The 12,809-nt window shown below is 74.0% G+C and carries 9 protein-coding genes and 1 pseudogene; 8 read left to right on the top strand and 2 right to left on the bottom strand.

Features of this window, described 5'->3' with window-relative positions; translation table 11 throughout:
* Positions 1–19: 19 nt before the first annotated feature.
* Together ABZ934_RS27425 and ABZ934_RS27420 are read left to right on the top strand one after the other, a co-directional pair.
* Entirely contained in the window at positions 20–730 is a 711-nt protein-coding gene (locus ABZ934_RS27425; RefSeq protein WP_361318184.1) for a ribonuclease HII, read from the top strand.
* 49 nt (positions 731–779) lie between these two features.
* Positions 780–1,442: a hypothetical protein gene (locus tag ABZ934_RS27420; RefSeq protein WP_361318182.1), complete on the top strand. Its 663-nt coding sequence runs from the start codon at positions 780–782 to the stop codon at positions 1,440–1,442.
* A 191-nt stretch (positions 1,443–1,633) separates the two neighbouring features.
* Here ABZ934_RS27420 and ABZ934_RS27415 read toward each other — a convergent pair whose 3' ends face one another.
* A complete protein-coding gene (locus ABZ934_RS27415; RefSeq protein WP_361318180.1) occupies positions 1,634–2,263 on the bottom strand; it encodes a hypothetical protein in 630 nt (209 codons plus the stop codon).
* A 214-nt stretch (positions 2,264–2,477) separates the two neighbouring features.
* Positions 2,478–4,637, bottom strand: a complete 2,160-nt coding sequence (locus ABZ934_RS27410) for a RecQ family ATP-dependent DNA helicase (RefSeq protein ID WP_361318178.1) — start codon at positions 4,635–4,637, stop codon at positions 2,478–2,480.
* Positions 4,638–4,760: 123 nt separating this feature from the next.
* Between ABZ934_RS27410 and ABZ934_RS27405 the strand changes: the two genes are divergently transcribed.
* The 6 genes and pseudogenes from ABZ934_RS27405 to ABZ934_RS27380 all read left to right on the top strand — a co-directional run.
* A complete protein-coding gene (locus ABZ934_RS27405) occupies positions 4,761–6,023 on the top strand; it encodes a DUF4192 domain-containing protein (protein ID WP_361318176.1) in 1,263 nt (420 codons plus the stop codon).
* Positions 6,024–6,565: 542 nt separating this feature from the next.
* Positions 6,566–8,533 (top strand): glycogen debranching N-terminal domain-containing protein, encoded by a 1,968-nt coding sequence (locus ABZ934_RS27400; protein ID WP_361318174.1) that lies wholly within the window; start codon positions 6,566–6,568, stop codon positions 8,531–8,533.
* A gap of 69 nt (positions 8,534–8,602) precedes the next feature.
* A complete protein-coding gene (locus tag ABZ934_RS27395) occupies positions 8,603–9,349 on the top strand; it encodes an NUDIX domain-containing protein (protein WP_361318172.1) in 747 nt (248 codons plus the stop codon).
* 200 nt (positions 9,350–9,549) lie between these two features.
* Positions 9,550–11,577 carry an ATP-binding cassette domain-containing protein gene (locus tag ABZ934_RS27390; RefSeq protein ID WP_361318170.1) on the top strand — a complete coding sequence of 676 codons (2,028 nt, stop codon included), beginning with the start codon at positions 9,550–9,552 and terminating at the stop codon, positions 11,575–11,577.
* A gap of 205 nt (positions 11,578–11,782) precedes the next feature.
* Positions 11,783–12,670 carry an FCD domain-containing protein gene (locus tag ABZ934_RS27385; protein ID WP_361318168.1) on the top strand — a complete coding sequence of 296 codons (888 nt, stop codon included), beginning with the start codon at positions 11,783–11,785 and terminating at the stop codon, positions 12,668–12,670.
* 45 nt (positions 12,671–12,715) lie between these two features.
* Positions 12,716–12,809 (top strand): annotated as a pseudogene (locus ABZ934_RS27380) (PadR family transcriptional regulator); the annotation flags it as partial.

Here is a 12,809-nt window from a genome sequence, read left to right as displayed (position 1 = left end):
GCGTACCCTTGCTGGCGCCATGCCGTACGAAGCACCCACCCACACCGTCGAGCGCTCCCTCCGTGCAACCACCGGCGCCAAGGTCATCGCCGGGGTCGACGAGGTCGGACGAGGGGCCTGGGCCGGTCCGGTCACCGTGTGCGCGGCGATCACCGGTCTGCGCCGGCCGCCCGCGGGACTCACCGACTCCAAACTGCTCACCCCCAAACGTCGGGACGCGCTGCTCGACATCCTGGAGGGCTGGGTCACCGCCCACGGTCTCGGGCACGCCTCGCCGGAGGAGATCGACGAGCTGGGCATGACCGCCGCCCTGCGGCTCGCGGCGATACGTGCGCTGGAGGCGCTGCCGGTGCGGCCCGACGCGGTGATCCTCGACGGCAAACACGACTACCTCGGCGCGCCCTGGCGGGTCCGTACGGTGATCAAGGGCGACCAGTCCTGCGTCGCGGTCGCCGCGGCCTCGGTGATCGCCAAGGTCCGACGGGACCGGATGATGGCCGAACTCGGCGAAGGGATCGCCTCCGTCAAGGACTTCGCCTTCGCCGCGAACGCCGGCTACCCCTCGCCCGTGCACCGGGCGGCCCTGGAGGAGCTGGGGCCCACCCCGTACCACCGGCTCTCGTGGGCGTACCTCGACGCACTGCCCCAGTGGCGGCACCTCAAGAAGGTGCGCCGAAGCGAGGAATCGACGGAGCTGGAAAACGGAGGCCAACTCGGCTTCGATTTCTGATCGCGTCCACGTGCCATCCGCCGGTACGTTTCGTACCGGTGTTTGATAGATGTCAACTCATGCCTCTCACCCCGAGGAGCCTCAGATTCACGAGAGTGCCCAGGGTCCCCGCGTTACGCCGGCCGCGAGCCGCACCGCGCAGACCCCCCGCCCCGTACCTGGTCCCCGTCCGGCCGCCGTACCCCGGCCCGGCCGCCCCGGGCCCGCCCCCGCAGCGGCAACCCGTGCGGGAAGTGCCCCCAGGCCCGCCCCGCCCGTGCAGCGGGCGGCGCAGGCCACCCCCGTTCCCGTAGCCCCGACCGCGCCGTCCGTCTCGGCGGCGGTGCCCCAGGTCCAGCTGATCCCGGCTTCCGCCGAGGGTGCGCTGGACGCGGCCGAGGAGGCCGTCGACCTGCTGCTCGACACCGGACGCGCCCCCGGCGACATCCTGGTGCTCACCACCGGCGACCCGCACCCGTGGGCCGCGCACGAACTGTCCTTCGGCGAGGCCGCGTACTGGGCCCAGCACGATGCCCGGGACGACGTGTTCTACGCGGACGCGGCGCAGGCGAAGCGCGCCGCGGACCGTCCCGTCGTGGTCTTCGCGGCCAACGGCGGTCCGGCTGACGCGGTGGCGGGCGCGCTGCCGGTGGCCCTGACCCGGGCCGGCGCGCTGCTGATCGTGTGCGGCGACGCGCAGCAGATCAACTCCGTGCTCGGCGCGGACGTCTGACGGTCCGTACTCCGGTACGGGTGGGGAGGGCGGGGCGGCCCGGGCGTCGGCCCCGCCGCGGCCCCGCGCTCCGACCGTGCCGCTCGCCGCGGTTCATCGCCGCGGTTCGGCGGAGCGGGTGCGTGGACGTGAACGCGGACGGGCAGAGCATACGGCGGCGGGGGCCGGGGCTGGCCGGACCGGCGTGGAGCTCAGCGTGCGGCGGTGTGACGCAACGCCTCGGCCGCCCCACCACCGGTGCGCAGCGGCACCTGGACCGGCTCGGCGGAGAGCGCGCCGAGGAGTTCGGGGCGGGAGTCCGAGCTCGGTCTGCGCCCGCCGCGGCCTTCGCCGAGCACCTGCCAACCGCCCCGGGTCAGCGTGATGTACGCGCCGCAGCGCAGCCCGTGCAAGGTGCACGCGTCCCGCAGTCCCCACATCCAGGCGCCGTCCTCCTCGGTCCACCGCTCGTCACCCTCCCGGCAGTACAGCAAAACCGCCGTGCGCACGGGCGTCCGGCGCCGCAGGTCGTGCGGCAGGACGCGGCGCAGTCGGGACAGCAGGGCGTTGCGGTATTCCCAGCCGTCGGCCGACACCGACCGCTGCGCGAACGAGGCGCTCGCCACGAGCCGTTCCTCCGGGTCCAGCACGGCGATCACGGCCGTGGACGGCACGGGGTGGTGCCGGGAGTGCAGTCCGCTGACGACCTCGCGCGGATTGCTCAGCAAGGGCACACCCGCCGCCGACCACTCCGCGGGTTCCAGAAGTCTGCCGTGCCGGCTGGCGCCACCGGTGGCCGTGGTCAGGGACGTCGTCGAGGGCGGGGCGAATCCGGTGGTCACGGTCCTCCCTTCGGGTACACGCCCGCGGACGGGCACGGCTGGGATGTGGGCGCGCCGCGGCACGGCCCTGGAGAGTGCCGACGAGCCGAGCGGGAGCTCTCCGATTCTCGCGTGGCCCGCGAGCATGGGGCAATGAGCATTTGGGACCACCGACCGGAATTCGCCGGTATGCCGTTCATATCCTTGCCCCGCCACGCCGTGCATGACGCATTCGTTATGGCTGGAGCGCCAGCACCAGCGGAAACACCTCCTTGGCGCCCGCCCGGCGGAGCAACCTGGCGGCCACGGCGAGTGTCCAACCGCTCTCCGCACGGTCGTCCACGAGGAGCACCGGACCTTCCGCCTGTGTCAGCGTCGCAGCCAGGGCAGGAGGCACGGTCAAGGCGAGACGGAGCCCACGGACGCGCTGCGCACTGTTGGAGGAGGGAAGACCGAACTCCGGTGCCTCGTCCGTGTAGGACAGTGCCCCGAGCAGCGGCATACGTCCGACCTCCGCGATCCGGGCGGCCAGGGAGCCGACCAACTGGGGACGGCTGCGCGAGGGCAACGCGACGACGCCGACCGGCCGCGCGGGAGCATCCGCGGCACCGGAGGCCCAACCGCCGGGCCCCCGGGCCCAGTCGGCGAGCACCGCGACCACGGCCTGTGCGACATCGTCCGGAACCGGCTGATCGGGTGCCTGACGCGCGAGCATCGGGCGCAGCCGGTTGCCCCAGCCGATGTCGGAGAGCCGGCCGAGCGCCCGCCCGGTTGAAGCCAGCTCCCCGGCCGGGATGCGGCCCTTGAGGTCCACGCCCACGGCCGCGAGTCCGGTCGGCCACATCTTGCGCGGCTCCAGTTCCACGCCCGGACGCCCCAGTTCACCCCGGGCGGTGTCCAGGGCGGTGTCGGAGACCTCCGCCGTGAAGCGCGCTCCCGCGCAGTTGTCGCAGCGCCCGCAGGGCGCCGCCTCCTCGTCGTCGAGCTGGCGGCGCAGGAACTCCATCCGACACTGGATGGTTGACGCGTAGTCACGCATGGCCTGTTGTTCAGCGGCGCGCTGCCGGGCCACCCACGCGTAGCGCTCGGCGTCATAGGTCCACGCTTCGCCCGTCGACGTCCAGCCGCCCTTCACCCGGTGTACGGCGCCGTCCACGTCCAGGACCTTCAGCATCGTCTCCAGGCGGGTGCGCCGCAGATCGACCAGGGGCTCCAGCGCGGGGAGCGACAACGGCCGCCCCGCCTGGGCCAGTACGTCCAGCGTGCGGCGTACCTGCTCCTCGGGCGGGAAGGCCACCGAGGCGAAGTACTGCCAGATGGCCTCGTCTTCGCGGCCCGGCAGCAACAGCACCTCGGCGTGCTCCACGCCACGACCGGCGCGGCCCACCTGCTGGTAGTAGGCGATGGGAGAGGAGGGCGAGCCCAGGTGCACGACGAAACCCAGGTCGGGTTTGTCGAAGCCCATCCCGAGGGCGGAGGTGGCGACGAGGGCCTTGACCCGATTGGCCTGGAGGTCGTTCTCGGCCTGCTCGCGGTCGGCGTTCTCGGTCTTGCCCGTGTACGAGGAGACCGTGTGGCCCCGGTGGCGCAGGTAGGCGGTGACCTCTTCGGCGGCGGCCACGGTCAGTGTGTAGATGATCCCGGAGCCGGGGAGTTCGCCCAGGTGATCGGCGAGCCAGGCCAGTCTGTGCGCCGCGTCCGGAAGGGCGAGCACCGACAGGCTCAGGCTTTCCCGGTCCAGCGGGCCGCGCAGCACCAGGGCGTCCGTTCCGGCGCCGGTGCCCAACTGCTCGGCGACGTCGGCGGTCACCCGGGCATTGGCCGTGGCGGTGGTGGCGAGCACGGGCACGCCCGGCGGGAGATCGGCCAGCATGGTGCGCAGGCGTCGGTAGTCGGGGCGGAAGTCGTGTCCCCAGTCGGAGATGCAGTGCGCCTCGTCGACCACGAGGAGGCCGGTGGCGGCTGACAGCTTGGGCAACACCTGGTCCCTGAAGTCCGGGTTGTTGAGCCGCTCGGGGCTGACCAGGAGGACATCGACCTGACCGGCGGCGACCTCCGCCTGGATGCCCTCCCACTCCTCGGGGTTGGCGGAGTTGATGGTGCGGGCGTGGATGCCCGCCCGGGCGGCGGCCTCGACCTGGTTGCGCATCAGCGCGAGCAGGGGGGAGACGATCACGGTGGGACCGGCTCCGCTCGCGCGCAGCAGCGAGGTGGCGACGAAGTAGACCGCGGACTTGCCCCAGCCGGTGCGTTGCACGACCAGTGCCCGACGCTTTTGCGCGACGAGGGCCTCGATCGCCCGCCACTGGTCCTCGCGCAGCCGTGCGGTGCCCGTGGGGTCGCCCACGAGACGGGCGAGTACGGAATCGGCCGAGGACCTCAGGTCTGCGTTCATGCCCCCATGCAACCCGATGCCTGTGACATCGCGCCAATGCCGCTCTGCGCCTGTGGATGTTGAAAGCCGGACGAGTTATCCACAGGGCTTTCGGGAAACGATCAGAGGCGGGACCGTCGACGCATGACGAAGAACCACGAATCACCCAGTCCGGCCGGACGGCGGTCCACCACCCCCTCCGGATCAACCACGGCGTCCCAGATCACCCTGCGCAGTCCGGCCGAGCTGGCCGACGCCCTGCCCTACATGCTCGGCTTCCATCCGACGGACTCGCTCGTCCTGGTCGCAGTCCACGGCGAAGGCGGTCGCTTCGGCGGTCGGCTCCGCGTCGGCATTCCCTCGGCGCCCTCGGAATGGGAGGACACCGCCCGGCAGGTCGCCGAAACCCTGATCCGGGGCAGCGAGCGCAGGGGCGGCAAGCCCGACGGCATCGTCGTCTACCTGTGCCAGGACCCGCTCCTCGGGGAGAGCCCGCAACGGGTCATGACCCGGCTGAGGCCGCTCGCCCACCGGCTGCGGCTGGCCTGCGGGGCGCTCGACGTGCCGGTCATGGAGGCCCTGTGCCTCTCCGGCGCCCGCTACTGGTCCTACATCTGCCCCGACGAGCGCTGCTGCCCGGCGGAAGGCAATCCCATGGCCCTGCCGGGCACCTCGGTCATGGCCGCGGCGGCCACCTTCGCCGGAATCCAGGTCCGGGGATCGCTCAAGGAGATCGAGGGCCGCCTGGCTCCTCTCGGCGGGACGGAAGCCGTCGAACAGGAGAAGGCCCTGGAACGCGCCGCCGTGGCCCTGGTGCCGAAGATCCTCGACGAGGCGAACCGGGAGGAGGTCGGGGCCCAGACGCTCGCGCTGGCCAAAACGCTGATGCGGCGCCTGGCCCAAGCGCCACCCGCCGAGACGGGCCTGGGAGCCGACGGCTGGGACGACGCGCTGCTCGACCACGACGAGGCCGCCGCGCTGATCATCGGTCTCCAGGACCGCGAGATCCGCGACATCGCCGCCGAATGGATGGAGGACGACGAGGCGGCGCCCGCCCTGCGGCTGTGGCGTGCGCTGGCCCGGCGGTGCGTCGGGGCGTACGGGGAGCACGCCGCCGCCCCGTTGACCCTCGCCGGTTGGGTGTCCTGGTCCACCGGGGACGAGCCGACCGCGCGGATCGTGCTCGGGCTCGCCCTGCAAGCCGACGCCGACTACCGGTTCGCCCAGCTGCTCCACCACGCCTGCAACGAGGGCATCGACCCGGAGGGGCTCCGGGCGTGTCTGCGAGAGGAGCGAAGGCGCCGGGAGCCGCGCCGCAAGCGGGCGGGAGCGGGTACCCGCCCACCCGGCCGTCGCCCCAGGACGAACCGTCGCGCGCCGCGCCGGGGTGCGGGGAGCGACCGGTGAACCGGAGCGGGAGGGCATCGGCGTGCCCGCTGCACGGCGCCCCGCGCGAGGGCGCAGACGCCGGGGGCCGACCGCGGGGAACGGTCCTCCCGTGTGTGCGACCGCGGCCGCGAGGCGGTCAGGCTCCGCCGGCGCGGTCGCGCACGGTCGCCTGTGCGGCCGTGGGGCAGATCCGGCACCGTTTACGGGGCGCGCCGCCGACGCCCCCCACCCGGTCGCTGGTCCGTGAAGTCCCGCGCGGCGACCGGCGCGGACCGGGTAGGGGCCCCGCCTGCGGCGGCCCGCAGTTCGGGCTGCGAATCGCCCAGGTCTTCCGCGGCCCGTGCTTTGGGCTGCGGAGTGCCGGGGTCTTGGGCAGAGGCCGGTTCCGGTGGGGGATCGCCGACGGGGGTCTACGGGTGGGTGGACGGGCCGGTCGCCGGGTCGGGCCGCCGCCGGGGCCCGTGACCCGGGCGGGGCTCGGCACGTTCAGCTGGGGGGTGGTGGGTGACCGGCCCCGCCGCCGACCAGCGAAACCGACCGGAGCGCAGACAAGGCGACGCATGGCCCACTCCGTACCGCCCGCCCGCAGGCCCGAACTGCCGCCCGTGCACGACGCAGTCATCTGCGTCGCCGCACCGTGCCTGGTCATCTCGCCTGAGCACGGTCAACTGACCGGCCGGGGGCTCGACGGGATCTACCGCGCGGGGCGCCGGCTGCTCTCCCGGTGCGTCCTGCGCGTCGGGGGCCGCGAGCCGGTCGCCGTGCACGGGCGCGGTCTCGGGGCGGACCGGGCGGCCTTCACCGCCACCGTCCGTACCGGCGCCGAGGCCGGTCCCGACCCGGACATCGGGGTGGAGCGCGTACGCCACGCCGACGGCACCGAGCGGATCACCCTGCGAAGCTATGCGGTCCGGCCGGTACGGCTGCCCGTGGAGCTCTCGCTCGGCACCGACCTGGCGGAGCTGGCCGCCGTGGCGGCCGGTCGGGCAGGAGCGGAACTGCCCGCTGCGGTGCATGCCGCCGGGTTGCGCTGGAGTACGGGTGAGGCGCAGGCCGTCACCACCGCCGAACCGGCTCCGGACGACGCGCTCGCCTCCTCCGGCCTGCTGCGCTGGCAACTCGAACTGGGGCCGGGCGAAACCCGCACCATCGAACTGCGCACCACCGCCGACCGCACCGCGCGGGCCCCGGCCGGGCAGGTCGCGAACCCGCTGTCCGAGGCGCGGGCCGAGGGCGACGACCCCAGGGCGGAGGTCTGGTTCCGGACCAGCGTCCAGGATCTGGGAGCCCTGCTCCTCAGGGATCCCGTCGAGCCGGGTGACGCCTACGCCGCAGCCGGGGTCCCGTGGCGGCTCGGGCTGGCCCCGGCGGAGTCGCTGTGGGCCGCCCGGATGGCACTGCCGCTCGGCGCCGGCCTGGCCGGCGCCACCCTGCGCACCTTGGCCCGGACCCAGATCACGGGACGGGGGCCCGACACCGGGAAGATCCCGGGCCCGCTGCGCGGGGCCGGACCGCAGCTGCCGCCCGGCTGCACCGGGACGGAGGCCACCCTCGCCTTCCCGGCGGTGCTGGCCGAGGCGTGGCGGTGGGGGCTGCCCGAGGCAGAGGTGGCCCGTCTGCTGCCCACTGCCGAGCGCTGCCTCGGGTGGCTGCGCGGGGCCCTGGGCGAGGACGGCTTCCTGGCCGATCCCGATCCGGGACCCCGCCGGTGCGAAACCCAGGCCCACGCACACCGGGCCGCTCTGCTCGGCGCCGACCTGCTCGCCGGCTGCGGGCGGGACGGAGCCGAGGAATGGCGGGAGTGGGCCGCCGGACTGCGGGACAGGTTCCGGGCCGCGTTCTGGGTCGACGGCCCCGACGGTGGGCGCCCCGCCGCGGCCCTGCACCCCGACGGGCGGCCGCTGCCCCGGCTGACAGGGGCCGCCGCCCACCTGCTGGACACCGGGCTGCTGGGCGGTGGCCGCCCGGCCCCCGGCCTGCTCGACCGGGCCCGCACCGGGCAACTCGCCCGACTGCTCGGAGCACCCGGTATGGACTCGGGCTGGGGCCTGCGGAGCATGGCGGCCCGGGAGCCGGGTCACAACCCCTTCGGCCACCGTTCCGGGGCGGTACGGGTCCACGAGAGCGCGGTGGCGGTGGGGGCCCTCGCCCAGGCCGGCTTCGAGAAGGAGGCGGCCGGGCTGCTGCGGGGCCTGCTCGACGCGGCGGAGAGGTTCGGCTACCGCCTGCCGGAGATGTACGCGGCGGAGCAGCGCACCGCGGGCAGTGCGCCCTTCCCGCACCCGGCCGCCTGCCGCCCGGCCGCGGTGGCCGCGGCGGCGGGGATCCACGTACTGACCGCCCTCGCGGGTATCCGCCCGGACGCCCCCGCCGGGACGGTCGCGCTCGCGCCCCTTTCCGGCGCCCCGCTCGGCGCACTGCGCCTCTCGGGGCTGCGCGTGGCCGGGGAACCGTTCGCCCTACGCGTCAGCCGGCTGGGGCTCGGCATGGTGGAGGAGGCGGCGGATGCGCTCCAACTGGGAGGCTAAGCTCCGGATCACCGTCTCCGGGATCACCAAAGCTCTGTTTATCGTCAGGCAGACGACTATGATCGCGGCATGTCGCCCTACGACCCGTCGGCCTTTCCGCCCTTCGCCGTCACCGTCGACCTGGTCGTGCTCACCGTACGGGGCCACGCGCTCTGCGCTCTGGTCGTCCGGCGGGGTGAGCAGCCGTTCCAGGGGCGCTGGGCCCTGCCCGGCGGCTTCGTGCGAGCCGAGGAAGACCTGGCGGCGGCCGCGGCCAGGGAACTCTCCGAGGAAACCGGACTGTGCGCGCACGATCCGGGCGTTCCGGGTGTCGACAACGGCGCGCACCTCGAACAGCTCGCCACCTACGGAGACCCGAAGCGGGACCCCAGGATGCGGGTGGTCAGCGTGGCGCACCTGGTCCTGGCCCCGGACCTGCCGGCGCCCCGTGCGGGAGGCGACGCCAACAGCGCGCGCTGGGCCCCGGTCGACGAGCTCCTCGCCGCGGGTGAGCAAGCCTCCGGGGGGCTCGCCTTCGACCACGCCCGGATCCTCGCGGACGGTGTGGAGCGCGCCCGTTCCAAGATCGAATACTCCTCGCTGGCCACCGCCTTCTGTCCGCCCGAGTTCACGGTCGGCGAGCTACGCCGGGTCTACGAGGCCGTGTGGGGAGTGGCGCTCGACCCCCGCAACTTCCACCGCAAAGTCACCGGGACCCCCGGGTTCCTGGTGCCCGCCGGAGGGACCACGACCCGTCAAGGTGGGCGTCCCGCCCAGCTGTTCCGGGCCGGAGGGGCGACCCTGCTCAACCCGCCGATGCTGCGCCCGGAGGTCTGACGCCCCGGCGCCGGGGCCCGGCCCACCCGGGGGAGGACCGCGCCGCTGCCGCCCGCCGGACTTCCGCCCGGTCGGCCGCGCTCCGGTTGCGACACGGGCGGCTCCACGACCCACCTGCCTCGAAAATCGGACATATCGCGTTATCTTCCTTGCGGAATTCACCCTGCCGCAGAGCGGTCTCACCCCCCGCGAGAGAAGCGATGCTCCAGGCCATCGGACTCACCAGCACATCCCGTCGAGACCTCCCTCCCGTCGTGGACGACCTCACCTTCGAGGCCCGCCCCGGGTGCGTGACCGCCCTGCTGGGCGAACCGGGCTCGGGCAAGACCACCGTGCTGCGGCTCATGCTCGAGCTCGAACCGGGCCGTGGCGTCACCTACTTCCGGGGCCGCCCGCTGCACCGGGTCCCGCAGCCGGGCCGTGAGGTCGGCGTACTGCTCGGGGACGTGCCCGGCAACCCGGCGCGGACCGTCCGCAACCAGCTACGGATGCTCTGCGCCGCCGCCGGCGTGCCGGCCTCCCGGGCCGACACCATGCTGGAGGTCGTCGGCATCGCCGGCCTGCGTGACCACCGGCTCGGCTCGCTCTCGCGCGCCATGGAGCGCCGGTTCGCACTCGCCGCGGCGCTCCTAGCCGACCCGTGCACGCTGCTGCTCGACGAACCCGCCGCCGGGCTGTCGCCCCGCGAACGGAACTGGCTGTACGCGCTGTTGCGCGGACACGCTTCCCTCGGTGGGGCGGTGCTCTTCACCACCGACGACGCGAAGGAGGCCGCCCGGGGCGCCGATCGCGTCGTCTCCATCGAGGCGGGCCGGCTCGTCGCCGACCAGGACGCCGCGGACTTCGCCCGTACCCGGCTCCGGCCGAGGGTCGCCGTACGCACCCCGCACGCGGCCCGGCTGGCCGACGTCCTGGGACGCGAGGCCCGCGCGGCCCGACGCGCGGTCGAGATCGTCGCGGAGAGCGGCACCCGCCTGTCCGTGTACGGCAGCAACTGCGCGGAGGTGGGCGAAGCCGCGTTCCGCAACGGGGTACTGGTCCATCGGCTCGCCGACGAGACCGGAGACGCGAGCGACGCCGGCGAGGCGGGAGCGGCGGCCCGGCCCGTTCCACAGGCCCGCAGCGAAGCCGGTACCGAGGTTCGGGCCGCCGAAACCCGCGCCGCCGAGGCCCGTAGCGTCGACGCCCGTAGCGTCGACGCCCGAGCGGAAGCGCGTATCGACGTCCGGGGGGAAGCGCGAACGGAGGGCGGGCAACAGCCCGCCTCCGAGCTCCGCGCCGGCTCCGGCTCGCCCGGCCGACCCGGCCCATCCGCTGGACCCGGCGGTTCGCAACCCCCCTCCAGGGCCCGGGCCGACACCTGGTCCGGGACCGAGTCCGTCCACGACGTCTCGCCGACCCCCGGCCACGCCCACGACGGCCGCCCCGGGCTCCCGGCCTCGGCGGTCCGTCGCGTCGCCGGCCCGCTGCGGCCCCTGCGCTACGAACTGCACCGCGTCTTCGGCACCGCGACGCCCTGGCTCACGGCGGCCGTGGTCATCGCCGTCTCCGCGCTCACCGCCGTCCTGCTCGCCCGGACCGGCTCCGCGCCGCGTGACCGGATGCTCGCCGCGTGGCCCGAACTCCTGCCCCTGCCGCCCGCCGCCCTCGGCGCGGGGCTCCTGGGCGCCCTGGCCTTCGGCGAGGAGTACCGCTACCCCGCCCTCGCGGCGGCCCGCGGAACCGTGCCGCGCAGGCTGGGGCTGCTCACCGCCAAACTCGGCGTCTGCTCCGCCCTCGCCCTGCTGATCGGCGCCCTCGTCCTCGTCGCCGACACCTGCGCCGTCGGGCTGGTCTTCGGGGCCGCTCCGCTCCGCTCGCCCGCGCAGTGGATCGCTTCGGCCGTGGGCTGGGCGGGACTGCTCACGGGCTGCGCCTGGGCCGGCGTCCTGGCCTCCGCCGTCTTCCGTTCCACGGCCGCCGGCCTGGCCGCGGTACTCGCCGTACCCGTGGCGGTCGTACCCCTGGTGCGCAAGGTGCTCGCCGGACCCTCCGCGTACCCGGCGGGCGGGATCGTCTCGCGGTCGCGCGGGCTGTCCGCCGCACACTGGCCGCCGGAGGCGGACCGCTTCGTCCTGGATCTGCTGCGGATGATGACCCAACCCGTCGGTACGGCTCTGGTGTTGTCGCTGATCGTCCTGTTGTGCGCCTATGGGTTCACAGGACTGCGGAGCCGAGTGCGCTGGTGAAAGACCGATGCTGATCGTTCCGGTGCGGGACGAGGTGGCAACGGGACCGTTGGCGCCCACATCACGTGAAACGGACCGCAACTCCCCGCAATAGGCCCGGTTCTTTACGATAAGTCGTCAATTGCGTAGGTGGCACCGATCACCCTTTCGTGTGCTTTTCACCAAAGACCTCAAGGGTGATGGAGGCACAGCCGACAAAGGATTCGTGAGTACCCTTGCGCACACCATGATGACCGCCGCCCGCCACGCCGACTCCGGTCTCGCAGGCCCGGGCGAACTCGACCGCTACCCCTTCGCGGAGACCCCCGGGTCCGACCGGGTCGGCCCACCCCACTGGGAGGGCGCCGACATCGAGTTGAGCCGCGTGGGCCGCCGCGCGGCAGGCAGCCGGGGCCGCGGACTGCACGGCCAACTCGTCCAGCAGCTCGGCCAGATGATCGTCTCCGGCGACCTCGGCGCGGACCGTCCACTGGTCCCCGAGGAGATCGGCCAGCGCTTCGAGGTCTCGCGGACGGTCGTCCGCGAGTCCCTGCGCGTCCTGGAGGCCAAGGGCCTCGTCAGCGCCCGCCCGAACGTGGGCACCCGGGTCCGCCCGGTCGCCGACTGGAACCTGCTCGACCCCGACATCATCGAGTGGCGGGCCTTCGGCCCCCAACGCGACGACCAGCGCCGCGAGCTCAACGAGCTCCGCTGGGTCATCGAACCGCTGGCCGCACGCCTCGCCGCCGGCCACGGCCGCCCCGACATCCAGCAGCGCCTCGCCGACATGGTCGAGATCATGGGACACGCCCTCGGCCAAGGCGACGCGATCACCTTCGCCCGCGCCGACAACGAGTTCCACGCGCTGCTGATCCAGGTGGCGGGCAACCGCATGCTGGAGCACCTCTCCGGCATCGTCTCGGCCGCCCTCCAGGTCTCCGGCAACCCGGTCACCGCCTGCGACCGGCCCAGCGAGACCTCTGTCGCGCACCACGCCCGCATGGTCGAGGCGCTCGCGGCCGGAGACGCTTTGGGCGCCGAGAACGCCATGCGTCAGCTGCTCACCGTGCACCCGGAGGTCGAGCGCGTGGTCCCGGCCCCGCGCGAGCACTGACAGGGCTACGCGCGGGGGCGCGGGGGTTCACCATGTGTCGCCTCCGCCTTCTTCGGTCAAACCGAGCGGGAAGTGCGCATGCGCGTGCTGGAGGGCCGCCGCAGCCGGCTGGAAGAGCGTCTGGAGAAGATGCGCGCCT

The organism is Streptomyces sp. NPDC046557, from assembly GCF_040645975.1.
In the GTDB taxonomy this organism is placed as follows: domain Bacteria; phylum Actinomycetota; class Actinomycetes; order Streptomycetales; family Streptomycetaceae; genus Streptomyces.
The sequence above is the reverse complement of the archived record's forward strand: the minus strand, read 5'-3'. Positions and strand labels throughout refer to the sequence as shown.